Source organism: Paenibacillus sp. XP01, from assembly GCF_057364885.1.
The window spans coordinates 1-21,343 of the sequence record NZ_CP139481.1 but is presented as its reverse complement, the minus strand read 5'-3'; the positions used below and the strand labels follow the sequence as shown (position 1 = coordinate 21,343).

At 49.2% G+C, this 21,343-nt stretch carries 13 protein-coding genes and 3 rRNA genes; 2 read left to right on the top strand and 14 right to left on the bottom strand.

From position 1 onward, the window contains the following. Complete coding sequence (locus SNR34_RS00080; RefSeq protein ID WP_236421359.1) at nucleotides 1-186, bottom strand: sigma factor G inhibitor Gin; 186 nt, start codon at nucleotides 184-186, stop codon at nucleotides 1-3. Nucleotides 187-585: 399 nt separating this feature from the next. Here SNR34_RS00080 and SNR34_RS00075 point away from each other — a divergent pair, with 399 nt between their 5' ends. Then, nucleotides 586-1,110, top strand: coding sequence for a hypothetical protein (locus SNR34_RS00075; protein WP_236421360.1), 525 nt, complete (start codon nucleotides 586-588; stop codon nucleotides 1,108-1,110). A gap of 449 nt (nucleotides 1,111-1,559) precedes the next feature. Here SNR34_RS00075 and SNR34_RS00070 read toward each other — a convergent pair whose 3' ends face one another. From SNR34_RS00070 to gyrA, 7 genes are all read right to left on the bottom strand, one after another. Further along, a complete protein-coding gene (locus SNR34_RS00070; protein ID WP_236421362.1) occupies nucleotides 1,560-1,997 on the bottom strand; it encodes a hypothetical protein in 438 nt (145 codons plus the stop codon). A gap of 211 nt (nucleotides 1,998-2,208) precedes the next feature. Beyond that, nucleotides 2,209-2,325, bottom strand: a 5S ribosomal RNA gene (rrf, locus tag SNR34_RS00065). 141 nt (nucleotides 2,326-2,466) lie between these two features. Next, a 23S ribosomal RNA gene (locus SNR34_RS00060) occupies nucleotides 2,467-5,392 on the bottom strand. A gap of 224 nt (nucleotides 5,393-5,616) precedes the next feature. Further along, a 16S ribosomal RNA gene (locus tag SNR34_RS00055) occupies nucleotides 5,617-7,168 on the bottom strand. The 16S, 23S and 5S rRNA genes sit together here, the layout of an rRNA operon. A gap of 496 nt (nucleotides 7,169-7,664) precedes the next feature. Further along, nucleotides 7,665-8,777, bottom strand: coding sequence for an HD-GYP domain-containing protein (locus SNR34_RS00050; protein ID WP_236413702.1), 1,113 nt, complete (start codon nucleotides 8,775-8,777; stop codon nucleotides 7,665-7,667). A gap of 261 nt (nucleotides 8,778-9,038) precedes the next feature. Further along, nucleotides 9,039-10,331, bottom strand: a complete 1,293-nt coding sequence (gene ltrA / locus SNR34_RS00045) for a group II intron reverse transcriptase/maturase (protein ID WP_486180916.1) — start codon at nucleotides 10,329-10,331, stop codon at nucleotides 9,039-9,041. Nucleotides 10,332-10,910: 579 nt separating this feature from the next. Continuing rightward, complete coding sequence (gene gyrA / locus SNR34_RS00040) at nucleotides 10,911-13,460, bottom strand: DNA gyrase subunit A (RefSeq protein ID WP_236413700.1); 2,550 nt, start codon at nucleotides 13,458-13,460, stop codon at nucleotides 10,911-10,913. A 350-nt stretch (nucleotides 13,461-13,810) separates the two neighbouring features. On the opposite strand from gyrA, the gene SNR34_RS00035 reads away from it, so the two are divergent. Beyond that, on the top strand, nucleotides 13,811-14,821 hold the full coding sequence (locus SNR34_RS00035; protein ID WP_236413698.1) for a YheC/YheD family protein: 1,011 nt from the start codon (nucleotides 13,811-13,813) through the stop codon (nucleotides 14,819-14,821). Nucleotides 14,822-14,940: 119 nt separating this feature from the next. Here the strand turns inward: SNR34_RS00035 and gyrB are convergent, their stop codons facing one another. From gyrB to dnaA, 6 genes are all read right to left on the bottom strand, one after another. Next, complete coding sequence (gene gyrB / locus SNR34_RS00030) at nucleotides 14,941-16,851, bottom strand: DNA topoisomerase (ATP-hydrolyzing) subunit B (RefSeq protein ID WP_236413696.1); 1,911 nt, start codon at nucleotides 16,849-16,851, stop codon at nucleotides 14,941-14,943. Nucleotides 16,852-16,947: 96 nt separating this feature from the next. Further along, entirely contained in the window at nucleotides 16,948-17,196 is a 249-nt protein-coding gene (remB, locus tag SNR34_RS00025; protein WP_017691405.1) for an extracellular matrix regulator RemB, read from the bottom strand. A 14-nt stretch (nucleotides 17,197-17,210) separates the two neighbouring features. Beyond that, nucleotides 17,211-18,323: a DNA replication/repair protein RecF gene (gene recF, locus SNR34_RS00020; RefSeq protein ID WP_339275450.1), complete on the bottom strand. Its 1,113-nt coding sequence runs from the start codon at nucleotides 18,321-18,323 to the stop codon at nucleotides 17,211-17,213. 54 nt (nucleotides 18,324-18,377) lie between these two features. Further along, complete coding sequence (gene yaaA, locus SNR34_RS00015; protein ID WP_236413692.1) at nucleotides 18,378-18,602, bottom strand: S4 domain-containing protein YaaA; 225 nt, start codon at nucleotides 18,600-18,602, stop codon at nucleotides 18,378-18,380. Nucleotides 18,603-18,618: 16 nt separating this feature from the next. Continuing rightward, entirely contained in the window at nucleotides 18,619-19,761 is a 1,143-nt protein-coding gene (gene dnaN, locus SNR34_RS00010; protein WP_236413690.1) for a DNA polymerase III subunit beta, read from the bottom strand. Between the two features lie 235 nt (nucleotides 19,762-19,996). After that, complete coding sequence (gene dnaA, locus SNR34_RS00005; RefSeq protein WP_236413689.1) at nucleotides 19,997-21,343, bottom strand: chromosomal replication initiator protein DnaA; 1,347 nt, start codon at nucleotides 21,341-21,343, stop codon at nucleotides 19,997-19,999.

Sequence of the window (21,343 nt, the reverse complement as noted above, 5' to 3'; positions counted from 1 at the left end):
TTATGCGTTCTTTTGTACCCAAATCTGCTTCATCTGATGGATAAAGAAAGGATACTTGGCATCTTGTGCATCGGTATGAACCATTTCAGACTCGCAAGCGTCGCATATGAATTCGGATACGATAAATATGCCTTCTCTTTTTTTCTCTTCACAAATAATGCAGACGTGTTCGGCGCGTTCTTCCATCAACCATCCCACCTTATTTACGTTTACTATCAGTATGGCACACTTTCTATTATTTTAAACCTTTTCATAGTGCTTTCTTGATTCAAAATATATATATTCGCCCATTTGCCGTCGGGTGTCTGTACCGAAAAAAACAACCGAGCCTTATCGAAAACTAATCTTCGTTAACCTTAAAAAATCACCGAATCGCCGCCGATATATATATTACATCGCAAATTCTTCAAACCTGACAGCGAAAGTAACTCGGGATATGCTGCTTATGCCTCTCCTTCAATTTGACCAAAACCTGTCGCAGTCAGGATTGCCATGCTGCATTATTACATAACCACTCACGGATCACCATCATGTACGACTCACACTTTTTAATCAAACGTATTCACAAGGAGGATTTGAACACGTATGTTTCCCGAACCGGAGAATAAAGCAACATTCTACCAATACCGGCTTCTGAAAAAAAAGAATATCCCCCGCAGCGTCGTTAACAGCTATTTATGTTTGCCTGTCGTCATGCTTCTGTTTAACTTGCTTGCCTTCCCTTGGACATCACTTTTCTTTTTTGTCCTGGCTGGCCCCCTAACGGTTTGGATCCACTATGTTATCGCCAGAACTATACTTCTCAGCCTGGGTTCATCGTATGTAAAACGCTGGCAGTGGAGTTTCCAGATGCCCTGGTTTGGCTATATTCCCAGCCAGCATTTTAGTTACCGCATGTTTGCCAGAGTCCATCTCAATCTGAGTTGGATTGGTCTCTGTATCATCACCATTTGTTTAATCTGGTCACCATTGTCCTTTACGATCTCGTTAATCTTTTGGCATCTATGGTTGTTAGTACCGCGCCTTTACGTCTTGGCCGCACTCTCCCGCCAGCGAAAAGACGGGCTCATCAAGTTGAACCCGCAGGACGTATCTTATTATCTGCAATGAAATGGTTATTCATTTCGCTTCGACCCTCGCAGTTCAAAGTTGATGCTGTACCAAAGAGGTTATCCACAGTGGATAACCTCTTTGGCTTTTCTCGCTTTTCTTTTATCCACAAAGAACGTAAGCATATTAATACCAAACTTATCCCCAGAGTTCAGCACCGACTCCTCCTCGCAGTTCGAACATGCATTGATGAGATAGGCGATCCACTTCGACTGACCATGCATGCTTGCTGGCGATGAAACAGCATCCCTGCTTCTGCACCACACCTTATCATATACATGTCGCTGGTTGGATCCTTTGCTTCAGCTGTTCACGCATATAGTGGTTGGTAGATAACGTTCTCTTTCCCACGACGAAAAAGCCCTGATTCATTGATCAGGGCTTTCTATCTCATATACAATCACCGATACCTACTTAACCTTCTCTGGCCAAGCAATCCTCGTACACGGTCAGTCTTCGTCATCATCCATGGACTTTACCTTGGCTGCGGTTGCATCCGTTCTAGGCACCATTAGCGTAAAGAATCCATCATGCACGGCTAAATGAACAAGATGTCCATCCTTGGCAAACACACGGGTTGAACTTGAGTTCTCACTTGTATTGCTGGAGGCTTCTTCCGTCCATCCCCAACTTTTGATTTCATCCAAATAAACCTCTGGCAAGCTGGTCTTTTCGCTGATTCCGGAAATCGTATATCGAACATAATCCATGTCGGAACGGTTTTCGAATTGCTCGCTTTTATTGGCCACTTTCGGAACCGGGAAGCTCTTTTCGTTCACCGCACCCTCATAGGAGTTCCAAGCGACAGAATCTTCACCGCAGCCAGCTAGCACAATCACCAAGCTTAATAAACAAGAATACAGCACTAGTCTGCGCCAACTAAACATGCACACCCTCCTTTTCACAGCTGCACATTCCAGCTCTCGGGTCAGGTACTTTTAGCATAATAAACATAGTCCTATTATACTGGTTTTGTCTGCGCTTTCCGTAACAAAACTGTTACCTTCCTTTTGTAAATCCATTTCAAAAAGGAAACAGATTTCGATAGTATAAATACAAAATAAAAACCACCACCGATGACATCGGCAGTGGTTCTTCGCTTGGCGGCTTCCTACTCTCCCAGGACCCTGCGGTCCAAGTACCATCGGCGCTAGAGGGCTTAACGGTCGTGTTCGGGATGGGAACGTGTGGAACCCCTCCGCCATCGCCACCAAACATGATTTTTCGAAGCCTACGCTTCTCGAAATCGCTGCGAGAAAAGTTCAGCCCTTAAAGGACAGCCTATTCTCAAGCCCAGAGATTGCTCTCTGAAAACTGGATTCGAAACGAAATCTGCGACTTAGAACCTGCATTTTTTTGGATAAGCCCTCGACCGATTAGTACTGGTCAGCTCCATGCATTGCTGCACTTCCACCCCCAGCCTATCTACCTCGTCGTCTTCAAGGGGTCTTACTAATTGGGAAATCTCATCTTGAGGGGGGCTTCACGCTTAGATGCTTTCAGCGCTTATCCCGTCCGTACATAGCTACCCAGCGGTGCTCCTGGCGGAACAACTGGTACACCAGCGGTACGTCCATCCCGGTCCTCTCGTACTAAGGACAGCTCCTCTCAAATTTCCTACGCCCACGACAGATAGGGACCGAACTGTCTCACGACGTTCTGAACCCAGCTCGCGTACCGCTTTAATGGGCGAACAGCCCAACCCTTGGGACCTACTTCAGCCCCAGGATGCGATGAGCCGACATCGAGGTGCCAAACCTCCCCGTCGATGTGGACTCTTGGGGGAGATAAGCCTGTTATCCCCAGGGTAGCTTTTATCCGTTGAGCGATGGCCCTTCCATGCGGTACCACCGGATCACTAAGCCCGACTTTCGTCCCTGCTCGACTTGTAGGTCTCGCAGTCAAGCTCCCTTATGCCTTTGCACTCTTCGAATGATTTCCAACCATTCTGAGGGAACCTTTGGGCGCCTCCGTTACTCTTTAGGAGGCGACCGCCCCAGTCAAACTGCCCACCTGACACTGTCCCCGTACCCGATTAGGGCACCAGGTTAGAACCTAGATACGATCAGGGTGGTATCCCAACGGTGCCTCCACACAAGCTGGCGCTCATGCTTCTCAGGCTCCCACCTATCCTGTACAGATCGTACCCAAATTCAATATCAAGCTGCAGTAAAGCTCCATGGGGTCTTTCCGTCTTGTCGCGGGTAACCTGCATCTTCACAGGTATTAAAATTTCACCGGATCTCTCGTTGAGACAGCGCCCAAGTCGTTACGCCATTCGTGCGGGTCAGAATTTACCTGACAAGGAATTTCGCTACCTTAGGACCGTTATAGTTACGGCCGCCGTTTACTGGGGCTTCGGTTCACAGCTTCGGGATTGCTCCCTAACCGCTCCCCTTAACCTTCCAGCACCGGGCAGGCGTCAGCCCGTATACTTCGCCTTACGGCTTCGCACAGACCTGTGTTTTTGCTAAACAGTCGCTTGGGCCTTTTCACTGCGGCCCCCTCGTGCTATTCACACTACCGGGGCACCCCTTCTCCCGAAGTTACGGGGTCATTTTGCCGAGTTCCTTAACGAGAGTTCTTCCGCGCGCCTTAGAATTCTCTTCTCGCCTACCTGTGTCGGTTTGCGGTACGGGCACCTTCATCTGGCTAGAGGCTTTTCTTGGCAGTGTGAGATCATGACCTTCGCTACTGTAATTTTCACTCCCCATCACAGCTCAGCCTTGCGGTTAGCGGATTTGCCTACTAACCAGCCTCACTGCTTGGACAGGCATCCATCAGCCTGCGTCACTACCCTACTGCGTCCCCCCATCGCTCGTAACGATTTACGGTGGTACAGGAATTTCGACCTGTTGTCCTTCGACTACGCCTTTCGGCCTCGCCTTAGGTCCCGACTTACCCTGAGCGGACGAGCCTTCCTCAGGAACCCTTAGGCTTTCGGCGGATCAGATTCTCACTGATCTTTTCGTTACTCATACCGGCATTCTCACTTGTATAATGTCCAGCGCTCCTTACGGTACACCTTCAACCCTTATACAACGCTCCCCTACCCCTGATCATAAGATCAAGCCATAGCTTCGGTGGTGTGTTTAGCCCCGTTACATTTTCGGCGCAGAGTCACTCGACCAGTGAGCTATTACGCACTCTTTCAATGGTGGCTGCTTCTAAGCCAACATCCTGGTTGTCTGTGCAACTCCACATCCTTTCCCACTTAACACACACTTGGGGACCTTAGCTGATGGTCTGGGCTGTTTCCCTTTTGACAATGGATCTTAGCACTCACTGTCTGACTCCCGGAAGTAAGTCTATGGCATTCGGAGTTTGACTGAGCTTGGTAACCCTTGCGGGCCCCGCACCCAATCAGTGCTCTACCTCCACGACTCTGTTTTCCGAGGCTAGCCCTAAAGCTATTTCGGGGAGAACCAGCTATCTCCGAGTTCGATTGGAATTTCTCCGCTACCCCCACCTCATCCCCGCACTTTTCAACGTGCGTGGGTTCGGGCCTCCAGTGCGTGTTACCGCACCTTCACCCTGGACAGGGGTAGATCACCCGGTTTCGGGTCTACGTCCACGTACTATGTCGCCCTATTCAGACTCGCTTTCGCTGCGGCTCCGGCTTCTCACCTTAACCTTGCACGGGAACGTAACTCGCCGGTTCATTCTACAAAAGGCACGCCATCACCCCTAAAATGGGCTCTGACTTCTTGTAAGCACACGGTTTCAGGTTCTATTTCACTCCCCTTCCGGGGTGCTTTTCACCTTTCCCTCACGGTACTGCTTCACTATCGGTCGCTAGGAAGTATTTAGCCTTGGCAGATGGTCCTGCCGGATTCATACGGGGTTTCACGTGCCCCGCACTACTCGGGATCCGTCTCGGAGGGAACAGACTTTCAATTACAGGGCTTTTACCTTCTATGGCGGGCCTTTCCAGACCTCTTCGTTTAACCGGCTCCTTTGTAACTCCATGTGAGACGTCCCACAACCCCAGAGAGCAAGCTCTCTGGTTTGGGCTGTTCCGCGTTCGCTCGCCGCTACTGACGGAATCACTATTGTTTTCTCTTCCTCAGGGTACTTAGATGTTTCAGTTCCCCTGGTATGCCTCTCCTGCCCTATGTATTCAGACAAGAGTAACTGGGTATTACGCCAGCTGGGTTTCCCCATTCGGACATCCCCGGATCAAAGCTTGCTTACAGCTCCCCGAGGCAGTATCGTTGTTCGCCACGTCCTTCATCGGCTCCTAGCGCCTAGGCATCCTCCGTGTGCTCTTAGTAGCTTAACCATGTTACTCGTAAAGAGTAAGATGCAATCTACCGTTTTATTGAAACTTGTTTTGACACAAGTTCAGCTAAAAGGAATGTTCTAATTCGCATTTTTCGTTTCGATATCCAGTTTTCAAGGAACAATCATGAGAGTTTGAACTCTCAAAACTGAGCAACGAGTGAGTAAGTTTGCAGCTGAGCTGCTTATTTGAATGTCTTCGTTGCAGAAGACGATTCTCCATAGAAAGGAGGTGATCCAGCCGCACCTTCCGATACGGCTACCTTGTTACGACTTCACCCCAATCATCTACCCCACCTTCGGCGGCTGGCTCCTTGCGGTTACCCCACCGACTTCGGGTGTTGTAAACTCTCGTGGTGTGACGGGCGGTGTGTACAAGACCCGGGAACGTATTCACCGCGGCATGCTGATCCGCGATTACTAGCAATTCCGACTTCATGCAGGCGAGTTGCAGCCTGCAATCCGAACTGAGACCGGCTTTTTAGGATTAGCTCCACCTCGCGGCTTCGCAGCCCGTTGTACCGGCCATTGTAGTACGTGTGTAGCCCAGGTCATAAGGGGCATGATGATTTGACGTCATCCCCACCTTCCTCCGGTTTGTCACCGGCAGTCACCTTAGAGTGCCCACCCGAAGTGCTGGCAACTAAGATCAAGGGTTGCGCTCGTTGCGGGACTTAACCCAACATCTCACGACACGAGCTGACGACAACCATGCACCACCTGTCTCCTCTGTCCCGAAGGAAAGGTACATCTCTGTACCGGTCAGAGGGATGTCAAGACCTGGTAAGGTTCTTCGCGTTGCTTCGAATTAAACCACATACTCCACTGCTTGTGCGGGTCCCCGTCAATTCCTTTGAGTTTCAGTCTTGCGACCGTACTCCCCAGGCGGAATGCTTAATGTGTTAACTTCGGCACCAAGGGTATCGAAACCCCTAACACCTAGCATTCATCGTTTACGGCGTGGACTACCAGGGTATCTAATCCTGTTTGCTCCCCACGCTTTCGCGCCTCAGCGTCAGTTACAGCCCAGAGAGTCGCCTTCGCCACTGGTGTTCCTCCACATCTCTACGCATTTCACCGCTACACGTGGAATTCCACTCTCCTCTTCTGCACTCAAGTCATCCAGTTTCCAGTGCGATCCGGGGTTGAGCCCCGGGATTAAACACCAGACTTAAATGACCGCCTGCGCGCGCTTTACGCCCAATAATTCCGGACAACGCTTGCCCCCTACGTATTACCGCGGCTGCTGGCACGTAGTTAGCCGGGGCTTTCTTCTCAGGTACCGTCACCTTGAGAGCAGTTACTCTCCCAAGCGTTCTTCCCTGGCAACAGAGCTTTACGATCCGAAAACCTTCATCACTCACGCGGCATTGCTCCGTCAGGCTTTCGCCCATTGCGGAAGATTCCCTACTGCTGCCTCCCGTAGGAGTCTGGGCCGTGTCTCAGTCCCAGTGTGGCCGATCACCCTCTCAGGTCGGCTACGCATCGTCGCCTTGGTGAGCCGTTACCTCACCAACTAGCTAATGCGCCGCAGGCCCATCCTCAAGTGACAGATTGCTCCGTCTTTCCAGTTCTCTTCAGGCGAAGAAAACAAGTATTCGGTATTAGCTACCGTTTCCGGTAGTTGTCCCAAGCTTGAGGGCAGGTTGCCTACGTGTTACTCACCCGTCCGCCGCTAAGCATCAAGGAAGCAAGCTTCCTATCAACTCCGCTCGACTTGCATGTATTAGGCATGCCGCCAGCGTTCGTCCTGAGCCAGGATCAAACTCTCCAATAAAGATGAATTTCGGACACGAGGTTAATCGTGATGAAAATCATCTGAGGTATTGAAAAGAGCGATTAGCTCATTTTGAATCTGACGAGATAAAATATCTCAATGTCGCTCCGGTTTTTTATACAGTCATACGACATGTACCAAAAACCCTCGCATTACTCACTCGTTGTTCAGTTTTCAAAGATCAAACTTCGTTTTCGTTACTAAGTTGTTGCCCTTAGCAACTCTTATATCTTATCACATCCGAACCAACTTTGCAAGCATTTTTTTAAGTTTCTTTTTTCGAAGCTTATTTGCTTTGCTTGCCGCACCATGTTTCTCGGTGTTTTCTTGGCCGGAATTAGAATATACCATGTACATAAATATTATGCAAGTGTTTTTTAATAATATTTCGAATAAAATTTATGGTGGCAGCAGAAGATACATAACTTAAGCACGATAAAGAAACACACTTTATAACCTGACTAGTTTCTTCATCGTGCTTTGTCCAGGATTCAGTTCAACCAATAACCTCCTGAATATGTAGCTGCCGCTGTTGCATCAAATTAATGATGTTGCCCTCCACAGAAACCATTGGACGCGTGGGATGATCCCGATCCGAAAATACAATTTCACCAATCTGATGGTTGCTCAGCTTTACTCTTACTCCATTATGAATTTGCGTTGAACGTTGAACCAGAACATTTACAATCGCCGGATCCAACTTACCGAACGCTTCGCTTTGGAGCTGCTCGAGCACCAAATAAGGAGACTGGGCTTTGCGGTAAACCTTCTCCAGTGTCATCGCATGGAAAATGTCCGCTATGGCAACAATCTTCGCATATACATGGATCTGGCTGCCACTCAGCTGTAGCGGATAACCCGATCCGTCCACTTTTTCATGGTGCTGGAGAGCGGCAAGCCTGACCCCTTCATTAATCGCTTTTGCCTGCTTCAGCAATTGATACCCATATTTCGTATGCTGTCGGATTTCCTCCTGTTCCGAGCTTGTCAACGTCGTTGGTTTATGCAAAATTTGAGGATCGACCTTGCTGTTTCCTATATCATGGAATAACCCTGCAAAAGCTACTTGCATCCAGTCTTTGGACGGAAGATCCATCCATTGAGCCAATTGGTAGGAGGTCATTGCACTTAACACCGCTTGGTGATATACATAATCGTGATCCATCATATTTCTCGGACTGAAGGTTAGCGGATTGTACTGTTTAATATATCCTAGTAAGGATTCCAACTGCGTACGAAGCTCATATATTGGCAATTCGGCAGCAATAGAGGCCAAAAAAGCACTTTTAGTCAAATTCACCATCTTCTCATACTCATCCTGTAAAGAAGACTGCACAGTTGAAGCTGCTCCTCCATCCGAAACTGGCCGCTCAGCATTCTTTCCGTTCAGGATTGGATCTTCTGTTTCGTTCGGGATGAAGGTCGGAGCATTTGCACCTGTTTTCGCCTGTTCGATCTCGACCTTATGTATCATGAAAGCTTTTAGCACTTCAATATCCTTTGGTAAGATGACCTTGCCTTTCGGCAACAACACGTTTCCGCGCGTAGTAAGCACGTCACTTCCCAGTTTAAAGCCTGGTTTGGCCTCAGACACGGTAATTAGTCCCATATTTATCCCCTCGTTGTTTATCTATGAATTTTGTATGACCATAGTCCCGGATCGCATGATATTCCCCATTATATTACTGAGCAAACGGGCTTGTACATCCCAGATTCTAAGGATTTTCTCCGCACAGCTATGCTGCTGTACATTATCTGCCTAGATCAGACTAGAGTAAAGGGCTGGTCTTCCCAGCCCCTCCTCATCAAACCGTACGTGAGGTTTTCCCTCATACGGCTTTCCGATGTTCGTCATTCCTGAGCGTGCGGACTACAAGAGCTTCTTCAATCCATGTAATTTTGCCAAATACTTCACCTCTGAATAGGACCCTATCCATCTCGCTCGTTGCCGTTTCTTCGCATACCATCTTGTGAACCGCTGTAGAATATACCAGTCTAATTTGGCTAATATCCGTTTACCGTAAAACGTATGGTAGTAATTTCGCCAACCTTGGATCTTGGGGTTCAGCCATGCAACGTGTTCTTGGAAAGCGTACTTTCGCATACTTGGTGGCGCTAAGCGCTCCTTCACCACTTCGCGAATCCGCGCTTCCGCTTTTGAAGTTAACCATTGCTGTGTTGAATAATACACTCGTGCTTTGGACGTTTCTGCTTTCGTTCTGCGGTGATGCATCCCCAGAAAGTCAAAGCCTTCTTCGCCTGTCCATAAACCAACAATCCGTGTTTTGGTCGGATGCAGGGTTAGCTCCAATCGTTCCATAATCCTCTGGATGAGTTCGTAGGCACGCATAGCGTCTTTTCTGGTTTTGCATACGACCACAAAGTCATCTGCATATCGCGTTAATTCTCCACATTGTTTCCCATGGCGTTCCCACAATAGATCGAAGTAGTTCAGATAGATGTTTGCTAGTAAAGGCGAAATCACTCCGCCCTGTGGCGTGCCTAAATCCGAGCGCCGGACACTTCCTTCTTCCATAACTCCCGCAACAAGCCACTTTCTCACCAATTTCAAGATACGACGATCACTGATTCGCATAGCGATCAGCTTCATTAGTTTCTCTTGGTTGATGTTATCGAAGTAGCCTTGGATGTCGACGTCGACCACCCAGTTTCCTTTGCGGTTGCATGCTTTACGGATTCGTTCCAGCGCTTGTTTGGCACCCCGTTTCGGGCGAAAACCGAACGAACATTCTTGGAAATCTGCTTCAAAGATAGGTTCAATGACAAGCTTCGTTGCCATTTGCATGACCCGGTCACGAATGGTTGGGATGCCGAGAGGCCTCTGCTTTCCATCCTTCTTGGGGATGTACTTCCTTCGAACAGGCGAAGGGTGGTAGTCTCCTTCTTTCAGCAGTCGGTGGCACTCTTCTATGAACTGAAATTCACCTTGCCTCTCAATGTCCGAAAGGGTTTGTTCATCCACACCCGCTGCACCTTTGTTCGCGCGCACTCGCCTCCATGCTTCCCACAGAATATCCCTTCTATAGACCTTGTCATACAGAGCATGGAATCTTCGCTTCTTGTTTTCCTTGGCCGCATGACCTAGCTTCTCTTGGAGTTGTTGAACGTTTTCTTTTGGTGTTGTTAGCCCTTCGGCATTCACTAACTCGTACCTCCTTAAGAAACATGAACAAAGCAGGGCTCCTTCCCTCCGACAGGTTGTGTTGTCCTGTCGTTCCTCAGTACTATGAGCCCCTCGGACTCCCTTCCTGCAAGTTGATCATTTCATCTTTTGGACTTATGGACCACTTCGTTACGGTTTCAAAAAAAAAATCCGTGCAGGGGAGGGTCTCCCCAGTTCACTGTATCCTCTTTCATACCATGCCGATCCCCTTACGCCGGAGGATTCTTCACTGCCGCTCCAAGTTCGTAACAGTTTCCGTGGCCTTCACCCATTAAGCCGAGGTTCGGCTTCCTCTTGTCCCTCTTGCGAGGCCTTTTTGACGACGCGGCAGGATTCACTTGATGTTACGGCCTGGTATGTCGCTCGCCTTGTCTCTGACATGACTTTTGTCGATGCGCTTCTACGCAAAGCTCTCGCCGTACGCAGGCATCCTAGCTACATGGGGGCTTGGCCCCTCCCATGACCGGACTTTCACCGGCTAGAAGATACGTGCCTCTGGGCACGCGCATAAAAGAAAAGAGCCCTTATGCAGGGCTCTTCATCCATGTTTATTCCGTTTTATGCTTCTGTATCGGAAGGATCGTTTTCCGTGTCAGCATTTGAATCTTCCATCGGGGCAGTTGCCTCACTATCGGCATCCGTGCCCTCCAATCCTTCGAGTTCTTGCTCGTCCGGTTCTTCTTCATTTTTGTCGATTCGGCTGACGGTAGCCACCGCATCGTCTTCTTCACGAATATTGATCAGCTTCACGCCCTGGGTGTAACGCCCCATCGTGGAGATGCCATCCATGCTTGTACGAATAAGCGTGCCGCTGGATGTGATAATCATCAAGTCTTCGTCATCCTTAACCATTTTCAGGCTGACTACTTCGCCATTTTTATCGGTAACATTAATCGTCTTGATCCCTTTACCGCCCCGGGTCTGAATACGATAATCCGCAACCGGAGTCCGTTTGCCGTAACCTTTGGCAGTCACGATGAGTACGTCCAGATCATGATCGACAACGTCCATGCCGATGACGGCATCATCGCCTTCAAGCGTGATCCCTTTGACACCGGTAGCACTGCGGCCCATTGAACGAACATTCTCTTCGGAGAAGCGAATCGACATTCCGTGGGCTGTCCCCATAATGATCTCCTGCTGCCCATCGGTCAGCTTCACTTCGATCAAGGCATCGTCCTCGCGCAGGGAAATACCGATCAGACCGCCTTTGCGGATATTGGTATAGTCCTCAAGCGGCGTCTTTTTCACAACCCCTTGGCGCGTGGCAAAGAACAAATATTTGTCACTTTCGAATTCCTGCACCGGAATTACCGCGTTGACTGATTCTCCCTGCTCGATCTGGATCAGGTTGATGATCGGTGTTCCACGTGCCGTACGGCCAAGTTCAGGAATTTCATAAGCTTTAAGACGGTATACTTTACCCTTATCGGTAAAGAACATCAAATAGTTATGCGAGTTGGTCACGAAAAGATGCTCCACGAAATCCGTATCCTTTGTGTCCATGCCAACCACGCCGCGTCCGCCGCGCTTCTGGCTGCGATATGTCGACGCAGGAAGACGTTTCACATAGCCCGTGTGGGTGATCGTAATGATGACCTCTTCGCGAGGAATGAGATCCTCATCCAAAATGCTTTCCTCGCCAATCGTAATCTCGGTACGGCGATCATCGGAAAAGCGCTCGCGAATCTCTTCCAGCTCTGTGCTGATGATGTCGAGAACGAGATGCTCATTCGCCAAAATTTCGCGATACTCGGCAATCTTGGCCATCAGTTCTTGGTATTCGTTCTCAATGCGTTCCCGCTCCAAACCTGTCAGACGCTGCAAACGCATGTCAAGAATCGCCTGCGCCTGGTCATGGCTGAGTCCGAAGCGTTCAATCAAACCTTCTCTTGCCGCATCGGCCGTCGCCGAAGATCGGATCAGCGCAATGATCTCATCGATATGATCAAGAGCAATGCGTAATCCTTCGAGAATGTGTGCACGGGCTTCAGCCTTCCGAAGCTCAAACTGGGTCCGTCTACGGATAACCTCAATCTGATGTTGCAGATAGTGATAGAGCACTTCGCGCAAATTCAGAATTTTCGGCTCTTTATTCACGATGGCCAGCATATTGATCCCGAAAGTCGACTGCATCGCTGTATGCTTGTACAGATTGTTAAGCACAACGTTTGGATTCACGTCGCGGCGTAGCTCGATGACGATACGCATCCCGTTACGATCCGACTCGTCCCGAAGATCGGTAATGCCGTCGATTTTTTTGTCACGAACCAGCTCGGCAATTTTCTCAACAAGTCTCGCCTTGTTGACCTGATACGGAATTTCCGTAACGACAATGCGGGCCTTGTTGTTATGTTCCTCAATGTTGGTTCTCGCCCTCATGGTCACTGATCCGCGGCCCGTTTGATAAGCCTGGCGAATACCGGAACGCCCCATGATGTAACCAGCCGTCGGGAAATCCGGCCCTTGAATATAGTCCATCAATTCCATCGAAGTAATATCCGGGTTTTTGATCATCGCTTGTACGCCGTCAATAACCTCACCCAGATTGTGCGGAGGAATGTTGGTCGCCATACCTACGGCGATCCCCCCTACACCATTGACAAGCAAGTTTGGAAAACGGGCAGGCAGAACAACCGGCTCGTTTTCTTCGCCGTCATAGTTTGGTTGGAAGTCGATCGTATCTTTATTGATATCCTTCAGCATCTCCATCGCAATCTTGGACAGGCGTGCCTCGGTATAACGCATGGCAGCCGCCATATCGCCATCTACCGAACCAAAGTTGCCGTGACCATCGACATGCATGTAGCGAAGAGAGAAATCCTGAGCCATCCGTACCATCGTTTCGTATACAGCCGAGTCTCCGTGCGGATGGTACTTACCAATGACCTCTCCGACGATTCTGGCCGACTTTTTATGCGGTTTATCGGGTGTCATGCCTAGCTCTGACATTGCGTACAAAATCCGCCGGTGCACCGGCTTCAATCCGTCACGCACATCAGGAAGCGCGCGGCTGACGATGATGCTCATCGCGTAGTCCATAAACGATTCACGCATCTCGACGCCAATATCCCGATCCTTTATCTGCGAGTTCATTTCTTCCGCCATGCTGGACCTCCTTTTTGACCTTCAACAAACGTTCCAAATCCATTCAATCACTATATGTGAAAAGCATAACAAGGCTAAAACCGCACAAAAACGCTACTCTTTATTATATTACTTTCACAAAAGTTACACAATTAAACGTCCGCTGGGTTTTAGCCTTTTTCCGGGAACTTGGGGTAGTTTGGGGGTTAGCCCTTACTTCCTCGGCATTTGTACATACAATGCTAGAAAAAGCGGCAGTTATACTGCTTCCATCAGGCATTCGCCATTCCCATTCACAAGACTAAACTGCAAATTGTGCAGCAAACCGCACAAAACGCCATATTTCTCTATTATACCATTGAAATCCTCAATTGTCCTTTGATTTCTCTGCAATTCTGCCTGCACGCGATTCTGATTACAACAGAAAGGAACGATGCCCTCTGAGTATCCAGCGCGTCTCCAGCAAATGGGCCAAGACAGCAGTTTTACGGCGTAACCATGGTATAGCCCCATATATTCCAGTCACCCGCCAATATAGTCGCCAGACCCTGGAACAAATGTTAAATTTATTTGAATCGAACTATATCAAACCCGATCGTGGCACCTATGGGAATGGAGTTATGCGAGTCAAAGCGCTTCGTACCTACCAAGTTCCTCAGGATTTCCGACATGATGCTGCTGGAGATGAAGCCGTCGGACAGTCCGAATTGTCCACAATCGAGGGAAATTCCGAAATCCTCCAAGCCCAAATCTCCGCACTCCCAACCTTTGCTTACGAGCTGCAACATGGTACGGAACAGTTTTCATATCACAGTCTGGACGATTTGGATTCGGCACTGCAAAAACGGATCAAAAACCATGATTACATCATCCAGCAAGGCATCCCCCTGCTCAAACATGAGGATTTGCCCTTCGACCTCCGGGTGCTGACGCAAAAAAACTTGAAAGGAAACTGGGAAACGACCGGTATCTTAGGCAGGGTCGCCGCCCCCGGCAAAATCATAACCAACATTCACGGCGGCGGACGCCTCGCAACCTTCGCGGAACTCGTACAACCTCACTTCACACCAAAGCGCTATCAGCAGCTTCGCAACGAACTGAATATCCTAGGGGTCCTGATTGCACGGCAACTGAGGAAGTACTACCCCGGAATCAAAGAAATCGGCGTTGATATTGCGCTGGACCCATCGGGTCAACCCTGGATTCTGGAAGTCAACACACTTCCCGGCATTTATGCATTCGGCCTTTTGCCCGACAAAGAAACCTACCGTAAGATTAAGCGTTATGCCATCGCATATGGCAGACTGCCTTCCAAAAAATCAAAGCCAGCCCGCCAAATACGCCAGCTAAAAACAAGTGCCGCTAAGTCCAAAAAACAGTGACTGTCTGCTCTATTGCATTTTGGTTACCACACCACCACCGGATTATATGATCACAAAGTGAAAGGGGCGCCATCAGGCGCCCCATATCCTTGTCATTAAGCCGTTCGCAATCAACGAAATTAAATGTCCAAGTTTTTAACGTATTTTGCATTTTCCTGAATGAAATCGCGTCGTGGTTCGACATTATCGCCCATCAGCGTATCGAACATGGCGTCAGCAAGCATCGCATCATTGATGGATACTTGAAGCATCGTCCGGCTCTCAGGGTCCATCGTCGTTTCCCACAGCTGCTCTGCGTTCATTTCGCCCAAACCTTTATAACGCTGGACGTTGACTTTCACGTTCTCGCCGAAGCTTGCAATGATCTCATCACGTTCCTTCTCGGAACCTGCGTAGCGAATGACCTTGTTACGTTCGATTTTGAACAAAGGCGGTTGGGCAATGTATACATAGCCCGCTTCGATAATCTTGCGCATATAGCGGTACAGGAATGTCAACAATAGTGTCCGGATATGCGCACCGTCGACATCGGCATCGGTCATCAGAATGATTTTGTGATAACGTGCTTTGGAAATATCGAAATCGTCGCCGATTCCTGTCCCCATTGCCGTTATGATGGCCCGAATCTCTGCATTGCCCAAAATCCGGTCAAGGCGCGCCTTTTCGACGTTCAGGATCTTACCGCGCAATGGCAGGATGGCCTGAAAATGACGATCCCGGCCTTGTTTGGCCGATCCGCCCGCCGAATCCCCTTCGACGATGTACAGTTCGCTGATGGAAGCATCCTTGGAGGAGCAATCCGCCAGCTTCCCTGGCAAGGAGCTTACCTCAAGCGCTCCCTTGCGTCGGGTCAGCTCACGCGCTTTGCGCGCAGCTTCTCGAGCGCGTGCAGCCTGCAGACCTTTTTCCAGGATTCTGCGGGATACAGAAGGGTTTTCTTCCAGGAACTCCTGCAGCTTCTCCGAGAAGAGGGATTCAACGACACCGCGCACTTCGCTATTGCCCAATTTGGTTTTCGTTTGTCCCTCAAATTGCGGTTCAGGGATTTTGACCGAAATGATGGCAGTCAGGCCCTCACGTACGTCATCTCCCGACAGGTTGCTCGCGCTGTCCTTGATAACGCCTGTTTTGCGTGCATAGTCATTAATGATCCGGGTAAGGGCGCTCTTGAATCCGGATTCGTGTGTTCCACCTTCATGAGTGTTGATGTTGTTGGCAAAAGAATAAATGTTCTCGGTATAGTTGTCGTTGTATTGCAACGCCACTTCTACCTGGATATTATCGCGTGAGCCTTCAACGTAAATCGGATTCTCATGAAGCACTTCCCGCTTCTGGTTGAGGAAAGATACGTACTCGATGATTCCGCCCTCATACAGGAATGAGTTGGTTGCCCCCGTGCGCTCATCGGTGAGCGTAAGACCGATTCCCTTGTTCAAGAAAGCAAGCTCCCGAATACGGGTCAGCAGTGTTTCATAGTCGTATACGGTCGTTTCCGTAAAAATTTCCGGGTCTGGATGGAACGTAACCGTCGTTCCCGTCTCATCCGTCGTGCCGATGACTTTCAGATCATACTGCGGCGCACCGCGGCGATATTCCTGCTGGTGGATATGACCGTCACGCTTAACGGTAACGACCACTTTCTCGGACAGGGCATTAACGACCGATACCCCTACACCGTGCAGACCGCCCGATACCTTATAACCGCCGCCGCCGAATTTACCGCCAGCGTGAAGTACGGTCATGACGACTTCAAGCGCAGGGCGTTTCATTTTGGCATGCTCACCGACCGGAATTCCGCGCCCGTTATCCACGACGGTAACGCTGTTATCTTCATGAATCGTCACTTCGATATGGTCACAGTATCCTGCAAGTGCTTCGTCAATACTATTGTCCACTACTTCCCACACCAAATGATGCAGACCTTTGGCGCTGGTAGAACCGATGTACATCCCCGGACGCTTCCGTACGGCTTCCAGTCCCTCAAGGACCTGAATTTCATTCGCATCATATGACGGTTGATTCATAGACATGCCTTTCACCTACTTCTATAGATTCAATATCCTAAATATGCGTTAAACATAATAAAACCAAGGAACGGGAGGCAACGCTCGTGTTGCTTGCACATGTCATAGGTCCGGAAAGATGTGCGCCCGCTTCTTGAGCGTAGCAGATGAAATCGGCGAGTAGTACACAATGTTTTTGGTTACCACGATGGACTTGGCTTCCTCTTCGCCGATGTGTTCCACCGTTTTTTCCTGCTCTGCATGCGTAACATATTGCTTGGAAATCTTTGAGGACTTTTCAATCGATATATCAAAAATAGCAACCAGCTCGGAAGAACGGATAATTTTCTCGCCGCCCAGATGAATGTACATGGCACCCTCACTCCCTAGCGTTCAACCTGTCCGGCATGAACGTGATAAATACTGGCATCCTTGAGCTTGTCAACGTTCAGGCTCTCGACTCCGGTAGCCGTAATAAAGGTCTGCACCTTGCTCTGGAACGTCTCGATCAACTGCGTCTGGCGAAAAGGATCCAGCTCGGACAGCACGTCGTCCAACAGCAGGACGGGGTACTCTCCGATTTCTTCATGGATCAGTTCGATTTCTGCAAGTTTAAGGGACAATGCGGTTGTGCGCTGTTGTCCCTGCGAACCATATGTTTGCACTTCCCGATCGTTAATGAAAAAGGACAGGTCATCCCGATGCGGGCCACTCAGCGTAGTCCCCCGGCGAATCTCCTGCTCTTTCATTTGTGATAATTTTATCATAAATTGGTCCATTAAAACAGCTTCATCTTCCTCGGCGGCTTCGCCGAATGATGGCACATATGCCAGTTTTAACACTTCTCCGCCGCCGGTGATGCCTTGATGAATCGTTTCGGCCCACTTTTGCAGTTTCTTTATGAATTGTTTCCTTTTTTTGACGATTTTAACACCGTGCTCGGCCAACTGCTCGTTCCAGATGTCTAGCATCGTCTGGGCGGAAGCGCCCTGGCCCCACAGCTGTTTAAGCAGATTGTTCCGCTGCACGAGCACCTTCTGGTACTGCTGCAGATGATAGAGGTAACCCGGTGCCACTTGTCCGATTTCCATGTCAAGAAACCGGCGGCGAACCCCCGGTGTTCCTTTGACGATCTCCAGATCCTCGGGAGCAAACATCACCACGTTGAGCGCCCCGATAAAATCGCTAAGCTTGCGCTGCTCCAGGCCGTTGATCTTCGCCTTCTTGCCTTGTTGGGACAGCGACAGTTCCAGTTGGACCGCGCCATACTTTTTGTCAACCTCAGCAAACAAGCGGGCACGTTCTTCCCCGAAACGGATCAGCTCCTTATCCCGGGACGTGCGATGGCTTTTGGTAAGGGCCAAGACAAATATAGCCTCGGCCATATTCGTCTTGCCTTGGGCATTTTGCCCGATCAGCAGGTTCACCGGACCGAACGAATCCAGTCTCAGATGCTCGTAATTGCGGAACTGCTGCAGATCTATGCTTTTGACAAACACGCGTTACCCTCCCTTGTGATTCCGTTCATCAGGAGGCATCAGGAGCACATCGTTTTATTCCGCGGCAACCTCGAAAGTGCCTTCTCCGTCCACCTCAACGATATCCCCAGGGTATAACTTCCGTCCCCGGCGCTCCTCCGGCTCATTGTTCACACGCACAAGCCCTTCCTGAAGCAACGCTTTGGCCATACCTCCGGTCGGGACGCAGTCAGCGAGTTTCAGAAACTGGTCAAGCTTGATATATTCCGTACGGTCTGTACGAATGGTCACTCGTTTCAAAGGAATCTTCCTTTCGTTAGTTCGTCGTACGGTAAGGCAGAATGACATACAAGCTATGGCTGTCATCCATCGGTTTGAGGATAATCGGGCTCATGACGCCGGTAAAAGCTATCATCAGCTGCTCGCTTTCCACAACCTTCAGTACGTCGAGCATATATTTGGAGTTGAACGAAATTTTGAGCGGATCGCCGGTGAATTCGGCTGGCTCGATCTCTTCCCTTACTTTCCCCAGCTCGGAGGAGCTGGAAGAAATCTCGATCGATCCGTTCTCCATCGTCTGCATGCGCACAATATTCGTTTTCTCCTCGCGGGACAGCAAATATGCGCGGTCGATCGACTCGCTCAATTTTTTTGTATCGAGAACAAGTTCTGTTTTGTACGAAGTCGGAATAATTCTAGAAGTATCGGGATATGTTCCGTCCAGAATGCGGGAATAGAACAACACCCGGTCGATTTTGAACAGGACCTGGTTATCAGCGACAACGATATCCACAAGCGTGTTTTGGTCCGGCACGATTTTGCTCAGCTCGTTCAGCGTTTTTCCCGAAATAACGACATTGCTGAAACGAACGCCTTCTGCATTATCCAACATTGCCGATCTGGTGGCAAGACGGTGGCGGTCGGTTGCCACAAATTTCAACTCGTTATCCGCCAGGCTCCAAAGCACCCCTGTAAGAATAGGCGTGGTTTCATGAGTGGAAATGGAGAATACCGTTTGCTTGATCATGTTTTTCAACAAATCGCCGGGAATCGATACGGTTTGATTCTCCTCGATGCTTGGCAATACAGGGAATTCTTCCGGATCAAGACCGACCAGTTGGATTTCGGTAGCTCCGGCTGAAATAAACGTATTGAAGTTTTCCTTGACCTCCATGTGAACTTCCTGCGAAGGCAGCTTTTTGATGATCTCGACAAAAAACTTGGCAGGCAGCACGACGCTTCCTTGCTGCTCGACTTGAACTACGCTGCGATCTCCATCCTCAAGAGGGATGAAGGATTGGATCGAAATATCAGTGTCGCTTGCCGTCAACGTGACGCCTTGATGATTTACGTCGAATTTGATCCCGCTCAGGATCGGAATCGTTGTACGGCTGGAGATCGCTTTGGATACATGCTGTATGGACTCGTTCAAATAGCTTTTCATTATGCTGATTTTCATGGTTTCACTCCTGACGGATTTTTTGGGTGTGTGCATTAGGTGGTCAAGTGATGGGCTACGGTTATTCAAAAGGCCGATAGGCCTGTTTCGACTTGTCTGTTTAGGAGAAGATATATTTTAAATCTTTTTAGTATTAATAGTAATAGGGGCACTGAATATGTGGATAAGTGTGTTAAAACCCATAAAATTAAGCCTATCCACATGTGTACACGTTGTGCATAGGCTTTGGACTTGTTCAGGTTGGGTTCTTAATTTTTTCGGTTAAGTTGTTGATAACTTTATAGAGCTCCTGATCGCTTTTAATGGATTGGGAGATTTTCTCGTGCGCATGAATGACAGTGGTATGGTCCCTTCCTCCAAAAGCCTCGCCAATTTTCGGCAGCGAAAAATCGGTCAATTCGCGGGAGAGATACATGGCGATTTGTCTCGGAAAGGCAACGGCCTTGGTTCGCTTCCGCGCTTTAAAATCTTCGAGCTTCAGGTTGTAGTATTCCCCGACCTTTTGTTGGATGTCTTGAATAGTGATCATTTTAGGACGGCTGGATGGAATAATGTCTTTCAAGGCTTCGGCAGCAAGATGGGACGTGACATCCTGGTTTGTCAGCGATGAGTAGGCTACGACCCGGATCAAAGCCCCTTCCAACTCGCGGATGTTCGTGTCAATTTGGTTGGCGATGTACATCATCGCTTCATTCGGGATGTCCAGGTTTTCCGCGCGGGCCTTCTTGCGCAGGATAGCGATCCGCGTTTCCAGATCCGGAGGCTGGATGTCCGTAATCAGACCCCATTCAAATCGGGAGCGAAGGCGCTCCTCCAATGTCGGAATTTCCTTTGGCGGTCTGTCGCTGGAGATGATAATCTGTTTCCGCTCCTCATGCAGCGCGTTGAACGTATGGAAAAATTCCTCTTGAGTCGATTCTTTTCCCGCCAAAAATTGAATATCGTCTATAAGCAGGATGTCCACGTTACGATATTTGTTGCGGAAGCTTTCCCCGCGATTGTCGCGGATGGAATTGATAAATTCGTTGGTGAATTTCTCGGATGACAAATAAACCACTTTGCTGCTTGGGTCATGTTCTAGAACATAGTGTCCGATCGCATGCATCAAGTGCGTTTTGCCCAATCCAACGCCTCCATAAAGGAAGAGGGGATTATAGGCCTTGGCGGGCGCTTCAGCTACCGCCAGCGATGCGGCATGGGCAAACCGGTTGCCTGGTCCGATGACAAAAGTGTCGAATGTATATTTGGGGTTAAGCATGCTAAGCACAGCTTCCTCTTGTACAACGGTAGGTGTTGGTGCAGGAAGCTGCGGATCCGGTTCAGCCGGCTTGTTCTCTTCGATGACAAATTTCACGTCGACTTGTTTGCCGAGCAATTCGTATACTGTCGAGCCGACCAATTTGGTATAACGACTCTCCAGCCATTCGACGGCAAACGTTGTTGGCGCGGAAATGACGATGGTCTGGTCCGTCAGCTTGGTTGCTTTGGTGGCCTTGAACCAGGTATCGAAGCTTGGTTTGCTGAGCTTGCTTTGTATGATTGATAAGATTTGCTGCCATAAGTCGGAAGTATGGCTGTCCAC